Origin of the sequence: Pseudalgibacter alginicilyticus (assembly GCF_001310225.1) — a bacterium.
In the GTDB taxonomy this organism is placed as follows: Bacteria; Bacteroidota; Bacteroidia; order Flavobacteriales; family Flavobacteriaceae; genus Pseudalgibacter; species Pseudalgibacter alginicilyticus.
This window is the reverse complement of sequence record NZ_CP012898.1, coordinates 928,291-944,297: the sequence shown is the minus strand read 5'-3', so window position 1 is coordinate 944,297 and position 16,007 is coordinate 928,291. Positions and strand designations below refer to the sequence as shown.

General features: G+C 30.6%; 17 protein-coding genes. 11 read left to right on the top strand and 6 right to left on the bottom strand.

Annotated elements, in window-relative coordinates; genetic code table 11:
* Position 1: 1 nt before the first annotated feature.
* Entirely contained in the window at positions 2–2,221 is a 2,220-nt protein-coding gene (locus APS56_RS03915; protein ID WP_054724963.1) for a RelA/SpoT family protein, read from the bottom strand.
* Positions 2,222–2,284: 63 nt separating this feature from the next.
* Entirely contained in the window at positions 2,285–2,857 is a 573-nt protein-coding gene (locus APS56_RS03910; RefSeq protein WP_054724961.1) for a non-canonical purine NTP diphosphatase, read from the bottom strand.
* A gap of 188 nt (positions 2,858–3,045) precedes the next feature.
* On the opposite strand from APS56_RS03910, the gene hpf reads away from it, so the two are divergent.
* Positions 3,046–3,345 (top strand): ribosome hibernation-promoting factor, HPF/YfiA family, encoded by a 300-nt coding sequence (gene hpf, locus APS56_RS03905; protein ID WP_054724959.1) that lies wholly within the window; start codon positions 3,046–3,048, stop codon positions 3,343–3,345.
* Positions 3,346–3,364: 19 nt separating this feature from the next.
* Here hpf and rlmH read toward each other — a convergent pair whose 3' ends face one another.
* Entirely contained in the window at positions 3,365–3,838 is a 474-nt protein-coding gene (rlmH, locus tag APS56_RS03900; RefSeq protein WP_054724957.1) for a 23S rRNA (pseudouridine(1915)-N(3))-methyltransferase RlmH, read from the bottom strand.
* A gap of 193 nt (positions 3,839–4,031) precedes the next feature.
* On the opposite strand from rlmH, the gene nadC reads away from it, so the two are divergent.
* From nadC to priA, 5 genes are all read left to right on the top strand, one after another.
* Entirely contained in the window at positions 4,032–4,892 is an 861-nt protein-coding gene (nadC, locus tag APS56_RS03895) for a carboxylating nicotinate-nucleotide diphosphorylase (protein ID WP_054724955.1), read from the top strand.
* Between the two features lie 105 nt (positions 4,893–4,997).
* On the top strand, positions 4,998–5,951 hold the full coding sequence (locus APS56_RS03890) for a YihY/virulence factor BrkB family protein (RefSeq protein WP_054724953.1): 954 nt from the start codon (positions 4,998–5,000) through the stop codon (positions 5,949–5,951).
* 133 nt (positions 5,952–6,084) lie between these two features.
* Positions 6,085–6,513: a hypothetical protein gene (locus APS56_RS03885; RefSeq protein WP_054724951.1), complete on the top strand. Its 429-nt coding sequence runs from the start codon at positions 6,085–6,087 to the stop codon at positions 6,511–6,513.
* 1 nt (position 6,514) lies between these two features.
* Positions 6,515–7,462, top strand: a complete 948-nt coding sequence (locus tag APS56_RS03880) for a tetratricopeptide repeat protein (RefSeq protein WP_054724950.1) — start codon at positions 6,515–6,517, stop codon at positions 7,460–7,462.
* Between the two features lie 63 nt (positions 7,463–7,525).
* Positions 7,526–9,979, top strand: a complete 2,454-nt coding sequence (priA, locus tag APS56_RS03875; RefSeq protein ID WP_054724948.1) for a replication restart helicase PriA — start codon at positions 7,526–7,528, stop codon at positions 9,977–9,979.
* Between the two features lie 14 nt (positions 9,980–9,993).
* Here priA and APS56_RS03870 read toward each other — a convergent pair whose 3' ends face one another.
* Positions 9,994–10,689 (bottom strand): LytR/AlgR family response regulator transcription factor, encoded by a 696-nt coding sequence (locus APS56_RS03870; RefSeq protein WP_054724946.1) that lies wholly within the window; start codon positions 10,687–10,689, stop codon positions 9,994–9,996.
* A gap of 212 nt (positions 10,690–10,901) precedes the next feature.
* On the opposite strand from APS56_RS03870, the gene rpsF reads away from it, so the two are divergent.
* Genes rpsF through rplI form a run of 3 tightly spaced genes read left to right on the top strand, consistent with a single transcriptional unit; the run spans position 10,902 to position 11,999 of the window.
* Positions 10,902–11,240 (top strand): 30S ribosomal protein S6, encoded by a 339-nt coding sequence (gene rpsF / locus APS56_RS03865; protein ID WP_054724944.1) that lies wholly within the window; start codon positions 10,902–10,904, stop codon positions 11,238–11,240.
* Positions 11,241–11,242: 2 nt separating this feature from the next.
* Positions 11,243–11,539, top strand: a complete 297-nt coding sequence (rpsR, locus tag APS56_RS03860; RefSeq protein WP_054724943.1) for a 30S ribosomal protein S18 — start codon at positions 11,243–11,245, stop codon at positions 11,537–11,539.
* 13 nt (positions 11,540–11,552) lie between these two features.
* Complete coding sequence (rplI, locus tag APS56_RS03855; RefSeq protein WP_054724941.1) at positions 11,553–11,999, top strand: 50S ribosomal protein L9; 447 nt, start codon at positions 11,553–11,555, stop codon at positions 11,997–11,999.
* A gap of 69 nt (positions 12,000–12,068) precedes the next feature.
* On the opposite strand, the gene APS56_RS03850 is transcribed toward rplI, so the two are convergent.
* Positions 12,069–12,833 (bottom strand): TIGR02757 family protein, encoded by a 765-nt coding sequence (locus APS56_RS03850; RefSeq protein ID WP_054724939.1) that lies wholly within the window; start codon positions 12,831–12,833, stop codon positions 12,069–12,071.
* Between the two features lie 211 nt (positions 12,834–13,044).
* On the opposite strand from APS56_RS03850, the gene APS56_RS03845 reads away from it, so the two are divergent.
* Together APS56_RS03845 and APS56_RS03840 are read left to right on the top strand one after the other, a co-directional pair.
* Positions 13,045–13,854, top strand: a complete 810-nt coding sequence (locus APS56_RS03845) for a hypothetical protein (RefSeq protein ID WP_157757598.1) — start codon at positions 13,045–13,047, stop codon at positions 13,852–13,854.
* 233 nt (positions 13,855–14,087) lie between these two features.
* Positions 14,088–15,287 (top strand): MFS transporter, encoded by a 1,200-nt coding sequence (locus tag APS56_RS03840; RefSeq protein ID WP_054724936.1) that lies wholly within the window; start codon positions 14,088–14,090, stop codon positions 15,285–15,287.
* Here APS56_RS03840 and APS56_RS03835 read toward each other — a convergent pair.
* Positions 15,255–15,917 carry an ABC transporter ATP-binding protein gene (locus tag APS56_RS03835; RefSeq protein ID WP_054724934.1) on the bottom strand — a complete coding sequence of 221 codons (663 nt, stop codon included), beginning with the start codon at positions 15,915–15,917 and terminating at the stop codon, positions 15,255–15,257. The genes APS56_RS03840 and APS56_RS03835 overlap by 33 nt on opposite strands.
* Between the last annotated feature and the right edge of the window lie 90 nt (positions 15,918–16,007).

Genomic DNA, 16,007 nt, shown 5'->3' with positions numbered 1-16,007 from the left:
TTTACACTCTAGTAACCTTATCTATACCATTAATTTTTTTAAGTCTTTCAATAAGTTTTTTTAGCATGGTAATGTTTTTGACATTTAAATTTATTTTACCAGTAAAGAGTCCGTCATTACTTTCAAAACTGATACTTTTCATGTTAACATGCATGTTGGAAGAAATAACTTTGGTAACTTCATTAACTAAGCCAATATTGTCAATTCCAGAGACGATTATTTTTGCCAAAAACTCCTGCTGTGTGGAATCAATCCATTTGGCAGACATGATTCTATAAGCGTAATTAGATTGTAAGCTTAGCGCATTTGGACAGTTTTTTTTATGAACCTTGATACCTTCTGAAACGGTTAAAAACCCAAAAACATCATCACCAGGTATTGGGTTACAGCAATTAGATAATTTATAGTCTAATTTTTCTTCTTCTTTCCCAAATACAAGAGAATCGTAATTAGATGTAATTTCATTTTTATCTAGTTCTTCTTTTGAAATGGTTGGTTTTCGTGAAATTTTACTTTTTATATAACTCATTAAAGCATTACTTCTTGATGAAGCAAAACTTTTAAGCATCACATTATCAATAGAACCAATACCAACGCGGTAAAATAAATCTAAACTTGTTTTTAATTTAAAATAATTAACAAGTTCGTTGATACTATTTTCATTAAGTGTTATTTTGAGTTGTTTTAATTTTCGACGTAATACTTCTTTACCGTCTTCGGCAATTAGTTTTCTATCTTCTCTTAAGGCAGATTTTATTTTACTTCTTGCTCTGGCAGTAGTAGCGTAATCCAACCAATTGGCATTGGGTTTAGCACTTTCTGATGTTAATACTTCTACTTGGTCTCCAGTTTTTAAAACATGACTTAGAGGTACTAATTTTCCGTTAACCTTAGCACCTCTGGTTTTCATACCTATTTCAGTATGAATATTGAAAGCAAAATCTAAGGAGGTTGCTCCTTTTGGAAGTGATTTTAAATCACCATTTGGAGTAAAAACAAATATTTCTTGCGAATATAGGTTGAGTTTAAATTGTTCAACAAAATCTACAGCATTAACATCAGGGTTTTCAAGAGCTTCCTGTAACCTATTTATCCAGCTTTCTAGACTGTCGGGCTTTTCATTGTCTTGTTTGTATTTATAATGGGCAGCATAACCTTTTTCGGCTATTTCATTCATACGTTGGCTTCGAACTTGCACTTCAACCCACCTTCCTTTGGGACCCATGACGGTTATGTGCAAGGCTTCATAGCCCGTTGTTTTGGGAGAGGTAATCCAGTCTCTCAGACGCATGGGGTTTGGTCTAAAGTGGTCTGTAACAATGGAGTATATTTTCCAGGCTAAAAATTTTTCATTAGCCAAATCGCTTTTGTAAATGATTCTTATGGCAAATTTGTCATAAACTTCATCGAATGAGACACCTTGCTTAACCATTTTTCTTCTAATAGAAAAAATAGATTTTGGACGTCCTTTTATGGTATAATCAAAATGTTCTTTATCTAAGGCATTTTTTATTACTTCACTAAATTCTTTAATATAAAGGTCTTGTTCTTCCTTGCTTTCTTTTATTTTATATAAAATATCATTATAAACTTCGGGTTCAGTATATTTTAAAGCCAAATCCTCTAATTCATTTTTAATATTATAAAGACCGATGCGGTGAGCTAAAGGCGCGTATATATATAATGTTTCAGAAGCGATCTTTACCTGTTTATCTGCTCGCATGGAATCCATGGTTTGCATATTGTGAAGCCTGTCTGCTATTTTTATAATGATAACACGTACGTCATCATTTAAAGTAAGGAGCATTTTTCTGAAGTTTTCTGCTTGTAAGGAAATATCCATGTCCTTTTCCTTACTTAACGACGATATTTTTGTAAGCCCGTCAACAATTCTAGCTACAGTTTCTCCAAAAAGTTGTTCTATGTCTGTAATATTGTAACGATCGCAATCCTCTACCACATCATGTAGTAGGGCAGCAGCAATGGATGTAGCATCTAAGCCAATTTCTTGAGCTACTATTTTTGCAACGGCAATGGGGTGAAATATATAGGCTTCACCAGATTTTCTTCGTTGATCTTTATGTCCATCTAGTGCCACATCAAATGCATGCCTGATAAGTTTTTTATCCTCATCGGTAAGTGTTGTGTAGCTAACTTTTAAAAGCTCTTTGTAGGCTTTTGCTATAGCAATATTTTCTTGTTCTAAATATTCTTCAGTCATTTACTAAAAATAAAATAAAGAAACTTAATAACCAATGGCTTTTTTAATTATTATTGTGATATTTTATGAATTTAAAAAAGCAACCAGCTTAGAAACAGCTTTTCCTCTATGTCCTACATTGTTTTTTATATCTAAATCCATTTCTGCAAAAGTTTGAGAGTATCCTATAGGTTTAAAAATAGGGTCATAACCAAAGCCTTTTTTACCGTGTTTGAATTTTGTTATTTCTCCCTTACAAATACCAGTAAAAATTGTTTGTGTATTGTTAAGTTGTAATGCTATTACAGTTTTAAATTGAGCATTTCTATTATCAAAAGTACTTAAGTTTTTAAGTAGTAAGTTTATATTGTCTTCAGATTTGCGTTGTTCACCTGCATAACGTGCAGAATATACACCTGGCGCACCATTAAGTGCTTCTACTTCTAAACCTGTATCATCTGCAAAACAATTGTATCCGTAGTTTTCTTTTATATAATTTGCCTTTTGAACGGCGTTACCTTTAATCGTGTCTTGAGTTTCAGGAAGGTCTTCTAAACAATTAATGTCTTTTAAACTTAAAAGTTTAATGTGCTTAGGGATTAAAGCTTGTACTTCTTTTATTTTGTTTAAATTATTAGTAGCGAAAACGAGTTGCATAGGTTTAAAAGTGTTTTTTGAAATTCAAAATTACTACTATATTAACTTATATAAAAATGAAGTTTAAACGGAAATCAATTAAAAAAGGTATATGAAATTTTACAAGTATTTTATGATTTTAGTTGCCACTAGTTGTTTTTAAATCAAGTATCTTAGTAAAAGATATAAACATTAAAAAGAGAACGATTATGACAGTAAATTTCCAGTACGTAGATGTAGATGTAAGTGAAACACTTTCAGCTTTTACTGAAGAAAAATTAAAAAAATTATTTAATAGATATGAGTTTTTAATAAGTGCCACAGTGCATTTTAAGCAAGAGGAAAGTCAACCTGAAATAGGGAAAATATGTAATATAGAATTAAGTTTGCCAGGACCAAGGATTTTTGCAACGTCCAATGAACGTAATTTTGAAGTTTCTGTAAGAGAGACGATTAGCGATTTAGAACGGCAATTGAAAAAACGTAAAGAAGTTTATAAAACACACTAAAATGATTAGAGATTTTGAATTAACGATGGTGGTAAGGTTCATTTCTTAAAATGGTAAAGCCTCTATAAAGTTGTTCAATAAAAAATAAACGAATCATTTGATGGGAAAATGTCATTTTAGATAATGATAATTTCCCATTTGCTTTTGTATACATTTCTGGAGAAAAACCATATGGGCCACCAATTACAAAAACCAATTGTTTAATTCCAGAGTTCATGTATTTTTGTAAATAACTGGAAAACCCAACAGAATCAAATTGTTTGCCATTTTCATCTAAAAGAATTACAGCGTCTGTAGCGCTTAGTTTAGATAAAATAAGAAGACCTTCTTTTTGCTTTTGTTGTTCTTCGCTTAATTTTTTTACATTTTTGATATCAGGAATAATTTCAATTGAAAAATTAATATAAAAACCAAGTCGGCTTTGGTATATATTTGTCAGGTTTTCAAGGTCTTTGTTGTCCGTTTTGCCAATGGCAATCAGTTTTATATTCATAAAACAAAATTATTCAATTCAATAATAAATAGCTATTATTTTTTTAGTAAGACGTAACTACAATTGTTTCATTTCTTTAAGTTACTAAATTGTTAGTCATGGATGATTCAATTTATCAATTATGCATTTAAATTGAATAAAATTTTAAATTTCGCAAATCAATTTCTTATTTTTGCTCTAAACTAACTTTTTCATGATAACGAAAGACCAATTTTATAACGAAATAGACCTTATAATAGCAAATGCCATCCGTGAGGATGTTGGAGATGGAGATCACAGTTCATTAGCCTGTATTCCTGAAAATGCCAGAGGTAAAGCTAAACTTTTAGTAAAAGATAAAGGGGTTATTGCAGGTGTAGCTTTTGCTAAAAAAGTATTTGCTTATGTAGATAAAACATTAAGAGTAGATATTCTTATTGAAGATGGAACTCATGTTTCCTATGGAGATATTGTTTTAACTGTAGAAGGTTCATCACAATCTATTTTAAAATGCGAGCGTACAGTTTTGAATGCTATGCAGCGCATGAGTGCAGTGGCAACAAAAACTCATATGTTTGTTGATTTGCTAAAGGGAACAAAAACAACTGTTTTAGATACTAGAAAAACCACACCAGGTATTAGAGCTTTAGAAAAATGGGCTGTTAGAATTGGTGGTGGTGAAAATCACAGATTTGCTTTATATGATATGATTATGCTTAAAGACAATCATATCGATTTTGCCGGAGGTATTACTAAGGCTATTGAAATGACTAAGCAATACTTACTAGAAACAGGAAAGAATTTAAAAATTATGGTTGAGGCAAGAGATCTTATTGAAGTTGATGAAATTTTAAGAAATACTGGTGTTTATCGTATTTTATTAGATAATTTTGATTATGAAGACACTAAAAAAGCCATCAAAATGATTGGTAATAAGTGTTTAACGGAATCTTCAGGAAATATTAATGAAAAAACTATAAGGCATTATGCTGAATGTGGTGTTAATTATATTTCTTGTGGAGCCATAACGCATTCTGTACATAATATGGATTTAAGCTTAAAGGCAGCAAAATAGCTAACATTATCATAGTGTCTTTTTTTTATTATTGATTGAGGATTTGCATTCTTTTGAAATCTTAATTTAATAACTTTGTATGGAAATTTATTCCTAATAAAATTAATGACAAAACCCATTGAAGATAAGTTAGAAAAAATACCAGTAATAAAATTATTGGTTAGATTTTTTAAGCAAATCAAACTATTAGGGTTAGAAGGTTTATCTTTTTATGATTTATTGGAATTGTATATTACAGGAATTGTAAAAGGTGCTTTAACAGCAAGAGCAAGTGCTATTGCTTTTAGCTTTTTTATGGCGTTATTCCCATTTTTACTTTTTGTTTTAATTGTAATTCCATACGTGCCCATTGATGATTTTAAAATTGAATTCCTCAGATTTTTAGAATCGTTTTTACCTCCAAATACATCAGATTTTTTCTTTGAAAACATTTTTGAAAATATAGACCAACCACAGCGTGGTGGCTTGTTATCTTCGGTTTTTGTATTGTCATTGATGTTAATGGCTAATGGTGTAAATGCTGTTTTTTCAGGATTTGAAAATTCCTATCATGAGCAATTATCTCGTAATGTGTTTAAGCAATACCTCTATGCCTTAGGCATAGCGTTAATTCTTGCTTTCTTACTTATTTTTACGATTGCTGTTTTAGGGTATTTTCAAATTTTTGTAGTTCAGGAGTTGTTTCATGCTTTAGAAAATAGGGGCTATCAAGTAGATTCACAAAGTGTTTTTTGGGCAAATATAGCGCAATATACTTTTTTTGTAATTATGGTCTATTTGGCAACAGCTACCCTATATTATTTTGGAACACTTGAAGGTAAGGAATCTAAATTCTTTTCTGTTGGCGCACTTTTTACAACCATCCTTATTATTTTATCGTCATATTTATTTGGAATTTATATTGAAAATTTTGGTCAGTATAATAAACTATATGGTTCCATTGGTGCGCTTTTAATATTGATGTTTTATTTATGGCTCAATTCCAATATTTTGTTATTAGGTTATGAGCTAAATGCTTCGCTTCAATTTTTGAAAAAATATCCCAAAGAGAATGAATAGATTTTTAGCAGTCGCTTTTTTAATACAGGTTTAAATGCTTTTTGGCTAATAAAATTACTTTTTGTCGTTTCTAATTGTTGTTGAGATTGGTTTTTTTTTATTTTCAGCGTTCAATATAAATTAGCTACAAATAATGATGTATTTTTCTTCAATCAATAAAGTGCTTTTAATTTTAGGTTTATTTATATTCTTTTTAAAGCCTTTATCAGTGTATTCCCAGTCTACTAGGTTAAGCATGCCAAACCGTTCGTCTAAAATAAAAAGTACTGACGATTTTGTTAAAAACACTTTCAAACTTTACGATAAAGTATTTGTTTATGATAGTCTTACCGTAGCAGGTGTTGAAATTCCCCCAGAACTAGAAGAAGAATTATTAGAAAGTGCTGAAAGAGATATTGATAGTTTGTGGGAAGTTGTGCCAAATATTGTTGATGATATTGGTGATGCTTCATTTATGAAGCAAGCAAGGGCAACTTTAAATTTAAATAAAGCAAAAAAAGCATTGAAATATTGTGCTAATTATGTTAAAACAACAATTTTAGGGAAGAAAGAAGAGGATTAAAATGAATAATTTAAAAACAATTTTCTCTTTTTTGTTTGTGTTAGCTATCACTCAAGGCTATTCACAAAATTATCTCAATAATTTCAAATCAGATATTTGTCAGTGTCTACAAGAAAAAAATGTAACCTATAAAAATGTGGACTATGAATACAATAATTGTTTTATTAAAAATTTGGTTTCATATGCTGACATGATAGATTCGGAAATACAAATTGAAGACCAAACTAAAAAATATATTGAAGGACAAAAAATAAGAAATAACTTAAAAAAAAAGTTTAGCTATGAGCTTATGTATAGCTGTGATGCCTATTTTTATGTAGTAGAAAGAGGTGTGTTTAAAGTTAAAGAGAATGCGAGACAGAATGTTGATTCAACACAGCTTCAGAAATTTCATGAATTGGTTGCAATGAGTCCTAAATGGCAATCTTATTTATACAGGGCACAGCATTATTACAAGTTAAATGATTTACAAAATGCTGAAAAAGATATTCTTAAAGCTATAGAGTTGAGTCCTTACAAAAACAACAATAAAAGAATTAGAGCAGAGAAAATGCTTTTAGGGCAAATTTATGAAGACCAAGGGAAGTATAGTGATGCCATACAACTTTATGATAAAATAGCTATAAATGAGCTTGATACACAAGTGGAAATAATAAAGGCTATTTCAGTACGCAAAAGAGATGGTCGTTATATCCCTCCTTCAGATGTTTCGGATTTTAATACGGTAAGTGATTTAGGTAATACAAGCTTTGAATCAATAAATAAAGAAGCTAATGTAAGAAGAAGAGAGGCTAACAAAAACAATCAAAGTCAACAGAATATAACAACACCTGTAGTCAGTCGGTCAAGAGAAACGGGCGTTTTACCTTTAAGTGATTCAGAAAAACCAAAGGGAATTAAAAGCAAAGATTCTGCTAAATCTTTACGGTCACTTTTTAAATTAGAATAATAAATTTAATATTGAATTTTATTTTAAACTAGGTTTTTTATTAAATCCTAATTACCTTTGGGGATGCCTAATTTTACAGATATAATACTCCCTATTCCGTTACCTAAGTTGTTTACTTATAGTATTACGGTATTAGAATCAAAGTTTTTAAAAAAAGGTATGCGTGTCGCGGTTCCTTTTGGTAAATCTAAAGTGTATACGGGTATTGTTTTTAGTATTCATGAAGATGCACCTACAGCTTACGAGGCTAAAGAAATTCAGCAAATTTTAGACGAGCAACCAGTTGTAAATGAAAAGCAATTAGCGTTATGGCAATGGGTGGCTAGTTACTATATGTGTACTTTAGGGGATGTCATGCGTGCTGCTTTGCCAAGTGCTTTTATTTTGGAAAGTGAAACTGTTATTTCAAAAAATATTGTTAAAGCTATTGATGAATCTATCTTAAAAGATGATGAATTTTTGGTTTATGAAGCGCTAAATCACCAATCTTCTTTGAAAATTCATGATATTTCAAATATCTTAGATAAAAAGAATGTACTACCTGTAATTAAACGGCTTATAGAAAAAGAAGCTATTTCTGTTGAAGAAGAAATCTACGAAAAATATAAGCCAAAGTTAGTTAGGTATGTAAAATTACATTCTCATTTTTCTACAGAAAAAGCATTACATGGTTTGTTGGATGAATTGAGTAGAGCTCCAAAGCAACGTGAAGTAGTTTTAACACTGTTTTCAATTTCTGCCAAAACAAAAAAACCAGTTAAGGTTTCAGACTTATCGAATGAAAGCGGTGCTTCATCTGCTGTTATAAAATCATTAATTGATAAAGATGTTTTAGAAGAATATCATATTCAAACAGACCGAGTGCAATATTCTGGTGAAGAAACAGAAGATTCAAAGCAACTAAATAATTATCAAAAAACAGCATTGGTTGAAATAAAAGAATCTTTTAAAAAACAAAATATAACCCTGCTTCATGGAGTTACTTCTTCTGGAAAAACAGAGGTGTATGTAAAACTTATTGAAGATGCTATCAATCAGGGTAAACAGGTTTTGTATTTATTGCCAGAAATAGCTTTAACAACTCAATTGGTTGTTAGGCTTCAAAATTATTTTGGAGAAAAAGTTGCGGTGTTCCATTCAAAATATTCGTCGCATGAACGTGTAGAAGTTTGGAGTCATGTTTTAAACAATTCTGAAAGGGGGCAAATTGTTTTAGGCGCACGTTCTTCTGTATTATTGCCCTTTAATAATTTGGGGTTGGTTATAGTGGATGAAGAACACGAGCAATCGTTTAAGCAATTTGATCCAGCGCCACGTTATCATGCGCGAGATACAGCAGTAGTACTTGCTAATATGTATCAGGCAAAAACACTTTTGGGATCTGCTACACCCAGTTTAGAAAGCTATTTTAATGCGAAGCAAAATAAATACGGTTTTGTTGAAATTACACAACGTTATAATAATGTATTAATGCCTGAAATTGAATTGGTGGACATTAAGGATAAGCATAAACGCAAATTAATGAAAGGCCATTTTAGCGATAGGTTAATTGAAGAAATGACTGAAACATTAAAATTAGGACACCAAATTATTTTGTTTCAAAACCGAAGAGGTTTTTCTCCTATTGTAGAGTGTAATACATGCGGGCATTCACCACAGTGCCCCAATTGTGATGTTAGTTTAACGTATCATAAATACAGAAATCAATTGCGTTGTCATTATTGTGGCTATGCAACGGCTATGCAAATTAGTTGTTTAGCTTGTGGAAGTCAGGATTTGGACAGTAAAGGGTTTGGTACAGAACAAATTGAAAATGAAGTAAAGAGTTTATTTCCAAATTATAACGTTGCTAGAATGGATTTGGATACCACACGAGGAAAGTATGGTTATGAAAAAATAATTACTGCTTTAGAGCAGCAAGAAATAGATATTTTAGTTGGAACACAAATGCTAACTAAAGGGTTGGATTTTAGAAATATAAAGTTGGTGGGCATCATGAATGCGGACAACATGCTTAATTTTCCAGATTTTAGAGCTCATGAACGTAGTTTTCAATTGATGCTACAAGTATCGGGTAGGGCAGGACGAACGGACGAACGGGGTAAAGTGCTAATTCAGACTTACAATCCGTATCATAATATATTGCAACAAGTTTCTACAAATAATTATGTAGCGATGTATAATGAACAAATGAACGATCGCTACAATTATAAATATCCACCCATTTATAAACAGATAAAAATCACTTTAAAACATAAGGATTTTAATAGGGTAGAAACAGCTTCCATTTGGTTGGCAAAATCTTTAAGACAAGTATTTGGGGATTTTGTTTTAGGCCCAGAATCGCCTCCAGTTGCAAGAATAAGAAATCAGTTTCATAAAAATATTTTAATAAAAATACCAAAGAAGCAATCGTTGTTAAAAACAAAAGAAGCTATTATTAAAATAAATAATAGCTTCCAAAGTATAAAAGATTTTCGGTCGGTTAAAATAATTTTAAATGTCGATAACTTTTAATTTAGTTGGTTAAATTAAATATTATTTAAGGCATCAACTAATTGTGTTTTTTTATTCCTACTTAAAGGAATTTCATAAGCACCAACTTCAACATTTTTACTATTAAATCGGTCAATTTTGTCAAGATTCACAATGTAGGATTTGTGTATTCTTAAAAATTTACCTTCAGGTAATTCAGCTTCAAAAGATTTCATAGTAGATAGTACTACTAAGCTGTTTTCTTCTGTTACTAATTTTACGTAATCACCAAGAGCTTCAATCCACTTAATGTCTTTAATATAAACTTTACGTTTTTTAAGATTGCTCTTTACAAAAATGTGTTCACCCTCTTCTTCATTAAAGTCTAATTTCAGTCTGTGGTGCTCCAAGGCTTTTTCCACAGAAACGTTAAAGCGTTCTCTGGTAATTGGTTTGTGTAAGTAATCGGTAGCATCGTAATTAAATGCCTTAAAAGCATATTCGGTTTTACCGGTTACAAAAATAATTTGGGGTTTGTTGTTTAATACGTCTAAAAGTTCAAATCCATTTAACACAGGCATTTCTATGTCTAAAAAAATAAGATCTACTTGATGCGTATTTAAACCATTTTTAGTCTCTAGCGCACTACTGTACTCTGCTATTAAGTTTAGAGCTGGGTGGTTCTCTACTAACTTAACAATTGAGAGTCTCTGTATCGCTGAGTCGTCTACTACTACACAGTTTAAAGTCATAACATTATTAATATTTCGGTTAAGATATCGACAATAGTACGAAAAATTCGGGTAAAAACCAAAAAACATCGTTAAAGTGTCTTTTTTAACAGAATTTTAACACTTGATTTGATAGCCCAAATATACTGAGAAATAATGTATAAATTTATATTGTATTATATGGTTTATTTAACTATTTTTGCACCCAATTTTTAACAATAAAATAGATTTTTATGAATCATTATGAAACTGTTTTCATCTTAAATCCCGTTTTATCTGAAGAACAGATAAAGGAAACAGTACAGAAATACGAAGAATTTCTTGTTTCTAAAGGAGCGAAGATGGTAGCCAAAGAAGATTGGGGGCTAAAAAAATTAGCATACCCAATTCAAAACAAAAAAAGTGGTTTTTATCACTTATTTGAATACACTGTTGATGGTGAAGTTATCGAGCCGTTAGAAGTAGAATTTAGACGTGATGAGCGTTTTATGCGTTATTTAACGGTAGCTTTAGACAAGCATGCTGTGTCTTGGGCAGAAAGAAGAAGAGTTAAACTTAAAGCAAAAGCGTAATTATGTCATCTATAGAACAACAATCAAAAGGTAAAAAAGACGGCGAAATCAGATATTTAACGCCGTTGAATATTGATACCAACAAACAAAAGAAATATTGTCGTTTCAAAAAATCTGGAATTAAGTATATTGATTATAAAGATCCAGACTTTTTATTGAAATTTGTAAACGAGCAAGGTAAAATTTTACCAAGACGTTTAACAGGAACTTCTTTAAAGTATCAAAGAAAAGTGTCAGTGGCTGTGAAAAGAGCACGTCACTTAGCATTAATGCCTTACGTGGCAGATTTATTAAAATAAAATACCGATAACAATGGAACTTATATTAAAACAAGACGTTGAAAATTTAGGGTTTAAAGACGATGTTGTAACAGTTAAGAACGGTTATGGTAGAAATTTTTTAATTCCTCAAGGTCACGCTATTTTAGCCACTGTATCTGCTAAAAAAGTATTGGCTGAAAACTTAAAGCAAAGAGCTTTTAAAGAAAAGAAAATAGTTGATGATGCTAATGTTATAGCAGAAGCAATTAAGGCTTTAGAAATTAAAATACCTGCTAAAGTAGGTGCTGGAGACAAATTATTTGGATCTATAAACAATATTGATGTTGCTGAAGCATTAGAAAAAGAAGGTCAGTCTATTGATAAGAAATTTATCACGGTTACTACCATAAAACGTTTAGGTAAATATACTGCCGTAGTACGTTTACATAGATCAGTATCTGTAGATTTAGAATTTGAAGTGATTGCGCAAGCAAACTAAGATTCAAGTTACTTATATATAATATAAAACCCGATTTATATCGGGTTTTTTTATGTCCTATAGTTTTTTCTAAAAACCTTCAAAAACACCAAGTCCAAATAAAGCAAAGTCGTATTTTACGGGGTCATTGGTGTCTAATTTCCTTAGGGCAGTATCAAGTTCTACTAAAGCTTTTCTGTCATTTTGTTTTCGTGTTAAAAGCCCTAATTTTCTAGCTACATTTCCAGAATGCACATCTAATGGACAAGATAATTGGTTAGGAGAAAGACTTTTCCAAATACCAAAATCTACTCCAGTTTTATCATTTCTTACCATCCACCGTAAAAACATGTTTATTCTTTTTGCAGCCGAATTCTTTAAAGGATCGCTAACATGTTTTTGGGTACGCTGTAAATGTTCTATTTCGAAAAATGTTTTTTTAAAATTTGAAATTGAATTTTGAAGTGAATTTTTGTCAGAATGTTTATAAAAAATAGCTTCTAAACCTTTATGATTATTATAAATATGTTGAAGTGATACTATAAACTGAATAAAATCTTCGCCATTAAATGTTCGATGCACAAAAGGTAGTAACTTTCTTAAATCTGTTTCCCCATGATTCAATATAAAATCATAAGGAGCATCATCAAGCAACTGCATCATTCGTTTGGCATTGTCTATAATGCTTTTTCTATTTCCCCAAGCAATAGTTGCAGTTAAAAAGCCAGATATTTCAATATCTTCTTTTTTAAAGAATTGATGAGGAATTTGAATTGGGTCACTTTCAATAAACTTTGGGTTGTTATATTGTGCTACTTTAGTGTTTAGAAATTCTTTTAGTTCAGATGTGTTCAAATTTAAGAAGTTATAATTTTGATGTATAAAATGATTTCAAAAGTACTAATTAAAAACATATATAAGTTTTAAAAATAGTTGCTAATATTTCTTTAAATTATTTAAAATATCGACAAAATGCACAAAAACAACTTTAAAAAGCGTAAAATAATGTGATTTTATAAAATAGAAAAAAAAATTAACGTTATTTACTCCACTAAAATAATGTATTATGAAAAAAATAATAGTCCCAATTTTCGCCATTCTTTTTATGAATTGTGAAGAAAATGAATTAACACAAAGTATTGATTCAGCAAAAGCTGCTGACGCATTAACTGAATATGTTACGATAAGTAAGGTGTTTCAAGATTTAGGTAATAATAGTGGTGATGCTGTTTTGAATGCTGAAAATTCTACTACGTTATCAAAATCAAGTACAACTAAGGATGAAGGACCTGTAGTAACTATATCACCACTTGATTTCACCACATTTCCAAAAACAATCACTATCGATTATCAAACAGGTGTACTATGCCAAGATGGTATAACACGTAGAGGTGTTGCTACAATTGTATCAACAGGTTGGTATGGTGAAGTAGATAGTCAACATACAACAACTTTCTCTGATTATTATCATGAAGATTTTAAAGTAGAAGGTATCCACATTGTAAAAAATTTAGGGAAAAATGAAGAGGATAATTTAGAATATAGTGTAGTGATTCAAAATGGAAAAATCACAACAAGTACAGGTGAAACTATTAATTACACAGAAAACTCAACAAGAACTTGGGTAGTAGGTATTGACACACCATTAAATATTTGGGATGACGAATATTTATTAGATGGTGTACAGACAGGTACAAGCTCAAAAGATGTTGATTATACTTTAACAACTGAAGAACCTCTACATTTTGATTTATTGCCTAGAAGTATAAAATCAGGAATTTTAGATGTTGATGTAGCAAGCATTGAGGATATAAAAATTAATTATACTGAAGCTACAATTACTATTTTAGGAAAGACATATGAAATTGGAAATTAATAAAAAGTAAATAGTTTACTAACTTATTAAAAAAGGGTTTTGAGTTTTAATAATATAGTCTCAAAACCTTTTTTTATTCAGAATATAATTGATAATCTATTAGTGTTAAAAATAAATTCCGTTGTTTGAAATAGGATAGTTTAAGTAAATTGAGAGTGTATTAAGTAAAAACATTTAAAAAGTTGACTAAAAAACTACCATTTAAATTAAATTCGTCAACAATTAAATAATTTATGAATCGTTCCAGGCATATTTTACCTATAATTGTTTTCTCTCAATTTTGTTGTACCTCGTTATGGTTTGCAGGAAATGGCGTTATGGCAGATTTGGTTACTAGTTTCAATTTGAGAGATTCGGCCTTAGGGCATTTAACATCAGCTGTACAATTTGGTTTTATTTTTGGAACTTTTTTGTTTGCTGTATTATGTATTACAGACCGTTTTTCTCCTTCAAAAGTGTTTTTTATTAGTGCTATTTTAGGAGGATTGTTTAATTTATCTATAGTTTTTGAAGGGAATACTATAAAAAGCTTGTTATTGTTTAGGTTCTTTACCGGATTTTTTTTAGCTGGTATTTATCCTGTTGGGATGAAAATAGCATCTGATTATTATGAAAAAGGATTGGGTAAATCGCTCGGGTTTTTAGTTGGCGCTTTGGTTATAGGAACGGCATTTCCACATTTATTAAAAGGCTTTGGAGGCTTTATACTTTGGAAATGGATTGTATATATAACCACTGTTTTAGCTTTTTTGGGTGGCTTGTTTATTTTATTATTTGTGCCAAATGGTCCTTTTAGAAAAATTGTAACGAAGTTAGATCTTTCAATAACATACAAGGTTTTTAAGAAACCTAGTTTTCGTTCAGCTGCCTTTGGATATTTTGGACATATGTGGGAATTGTATGCTTTTTGGGCTTTTACGCCAGTATTATTAGCATCATATACATTTTATCATCCAGGAACTCATTTCAATATACCTGTTTTAAGTTTTATTATAATTGCCACTGGCGGATTAGCTTGTGTAGGTTCAGGTTATTTATCAGAGAGTTTTGGAACAAAAAAAATGGCTATAATTTCACTTGGATTATCTTGTTTTTGTTGTCTAGCTTCTCCTTTATTTTTTTTACAGCAATCTGAAATTCTATTTATTGGTTTTCTTATTTTTTGGGGTATGGTTGTTATTGCAGATTCTCCATTATTTTCAACTTTAATTGCTCAAAAAGTTGAAGCAGAGTATAAGGGTACTGCTTTAACGATTGTAAATTCTATAGGCTTTGCTATCACTATTGTAAGCATTCAACTTTTAAGTAGTTTAAAAAACCATATGGATTCAAAGTATTTATTTTTAATATTAGCAGTGGGTCCCATTTTTGGTTTGATAGCCTTATATGATAAGAAAAGATTAGCCAACTATTTTTCCATCAACCATCACTAATTTTCTGTCTGCTAAATTAGCTAATTCTTCATTATGAGTAACAATCACAAAAGTTTGTCCGAATTCATCACGTAATTTAAAAAATAGGCTGTGCAAATTTTCTGCGGATTCACTATCTAAATTTCCAGAAGGTTCATCTGCAAAAATCAGCTCAGGATTGTTGACAAGCGCTCTTGCTACCGCTACACGTTGTTGTTCTCCACCAGAAAGCTCACTTGGTTTGTGGTGATATCTATGGGATAAACCTAAAAAATCTAAAAGTTCTTTGGCACGTTTTTCGGCATCTACTTTTTTAGTGCCTTTTATAAAAGCGGGTAGGCATACGTTTTCTAAAGCAGAAAATTCAGGCAGTAATTGATGGAACTGAAAAATAAAACCAATATGTTCATTTCTAAACTTAGCCAAGGCCTTGTCATTTAAAGCTCCAACGTTGATGTTGTTAATGGTTAAATTATAATCTTCATCAGAGGAAGCTCTGTCAAGTGTACCTAAAATTTGAAGTAATGTTGTTTTGCCAGCTCCAGAAGCCCCAACAATAGAAACGATTTCACTTTTAGTAATTTGTAAATCAACACCTTTTAAAACGTGTAAATCATTATAGTATTTATGGATATTGCGTGCTTTAATCATCAACTTTGAACAGGTTATATTTACTTATAAATGTTGAAATTAATACTTTACTTATTACTATACAAGACTAAAATGATTTTGTGTCATGCA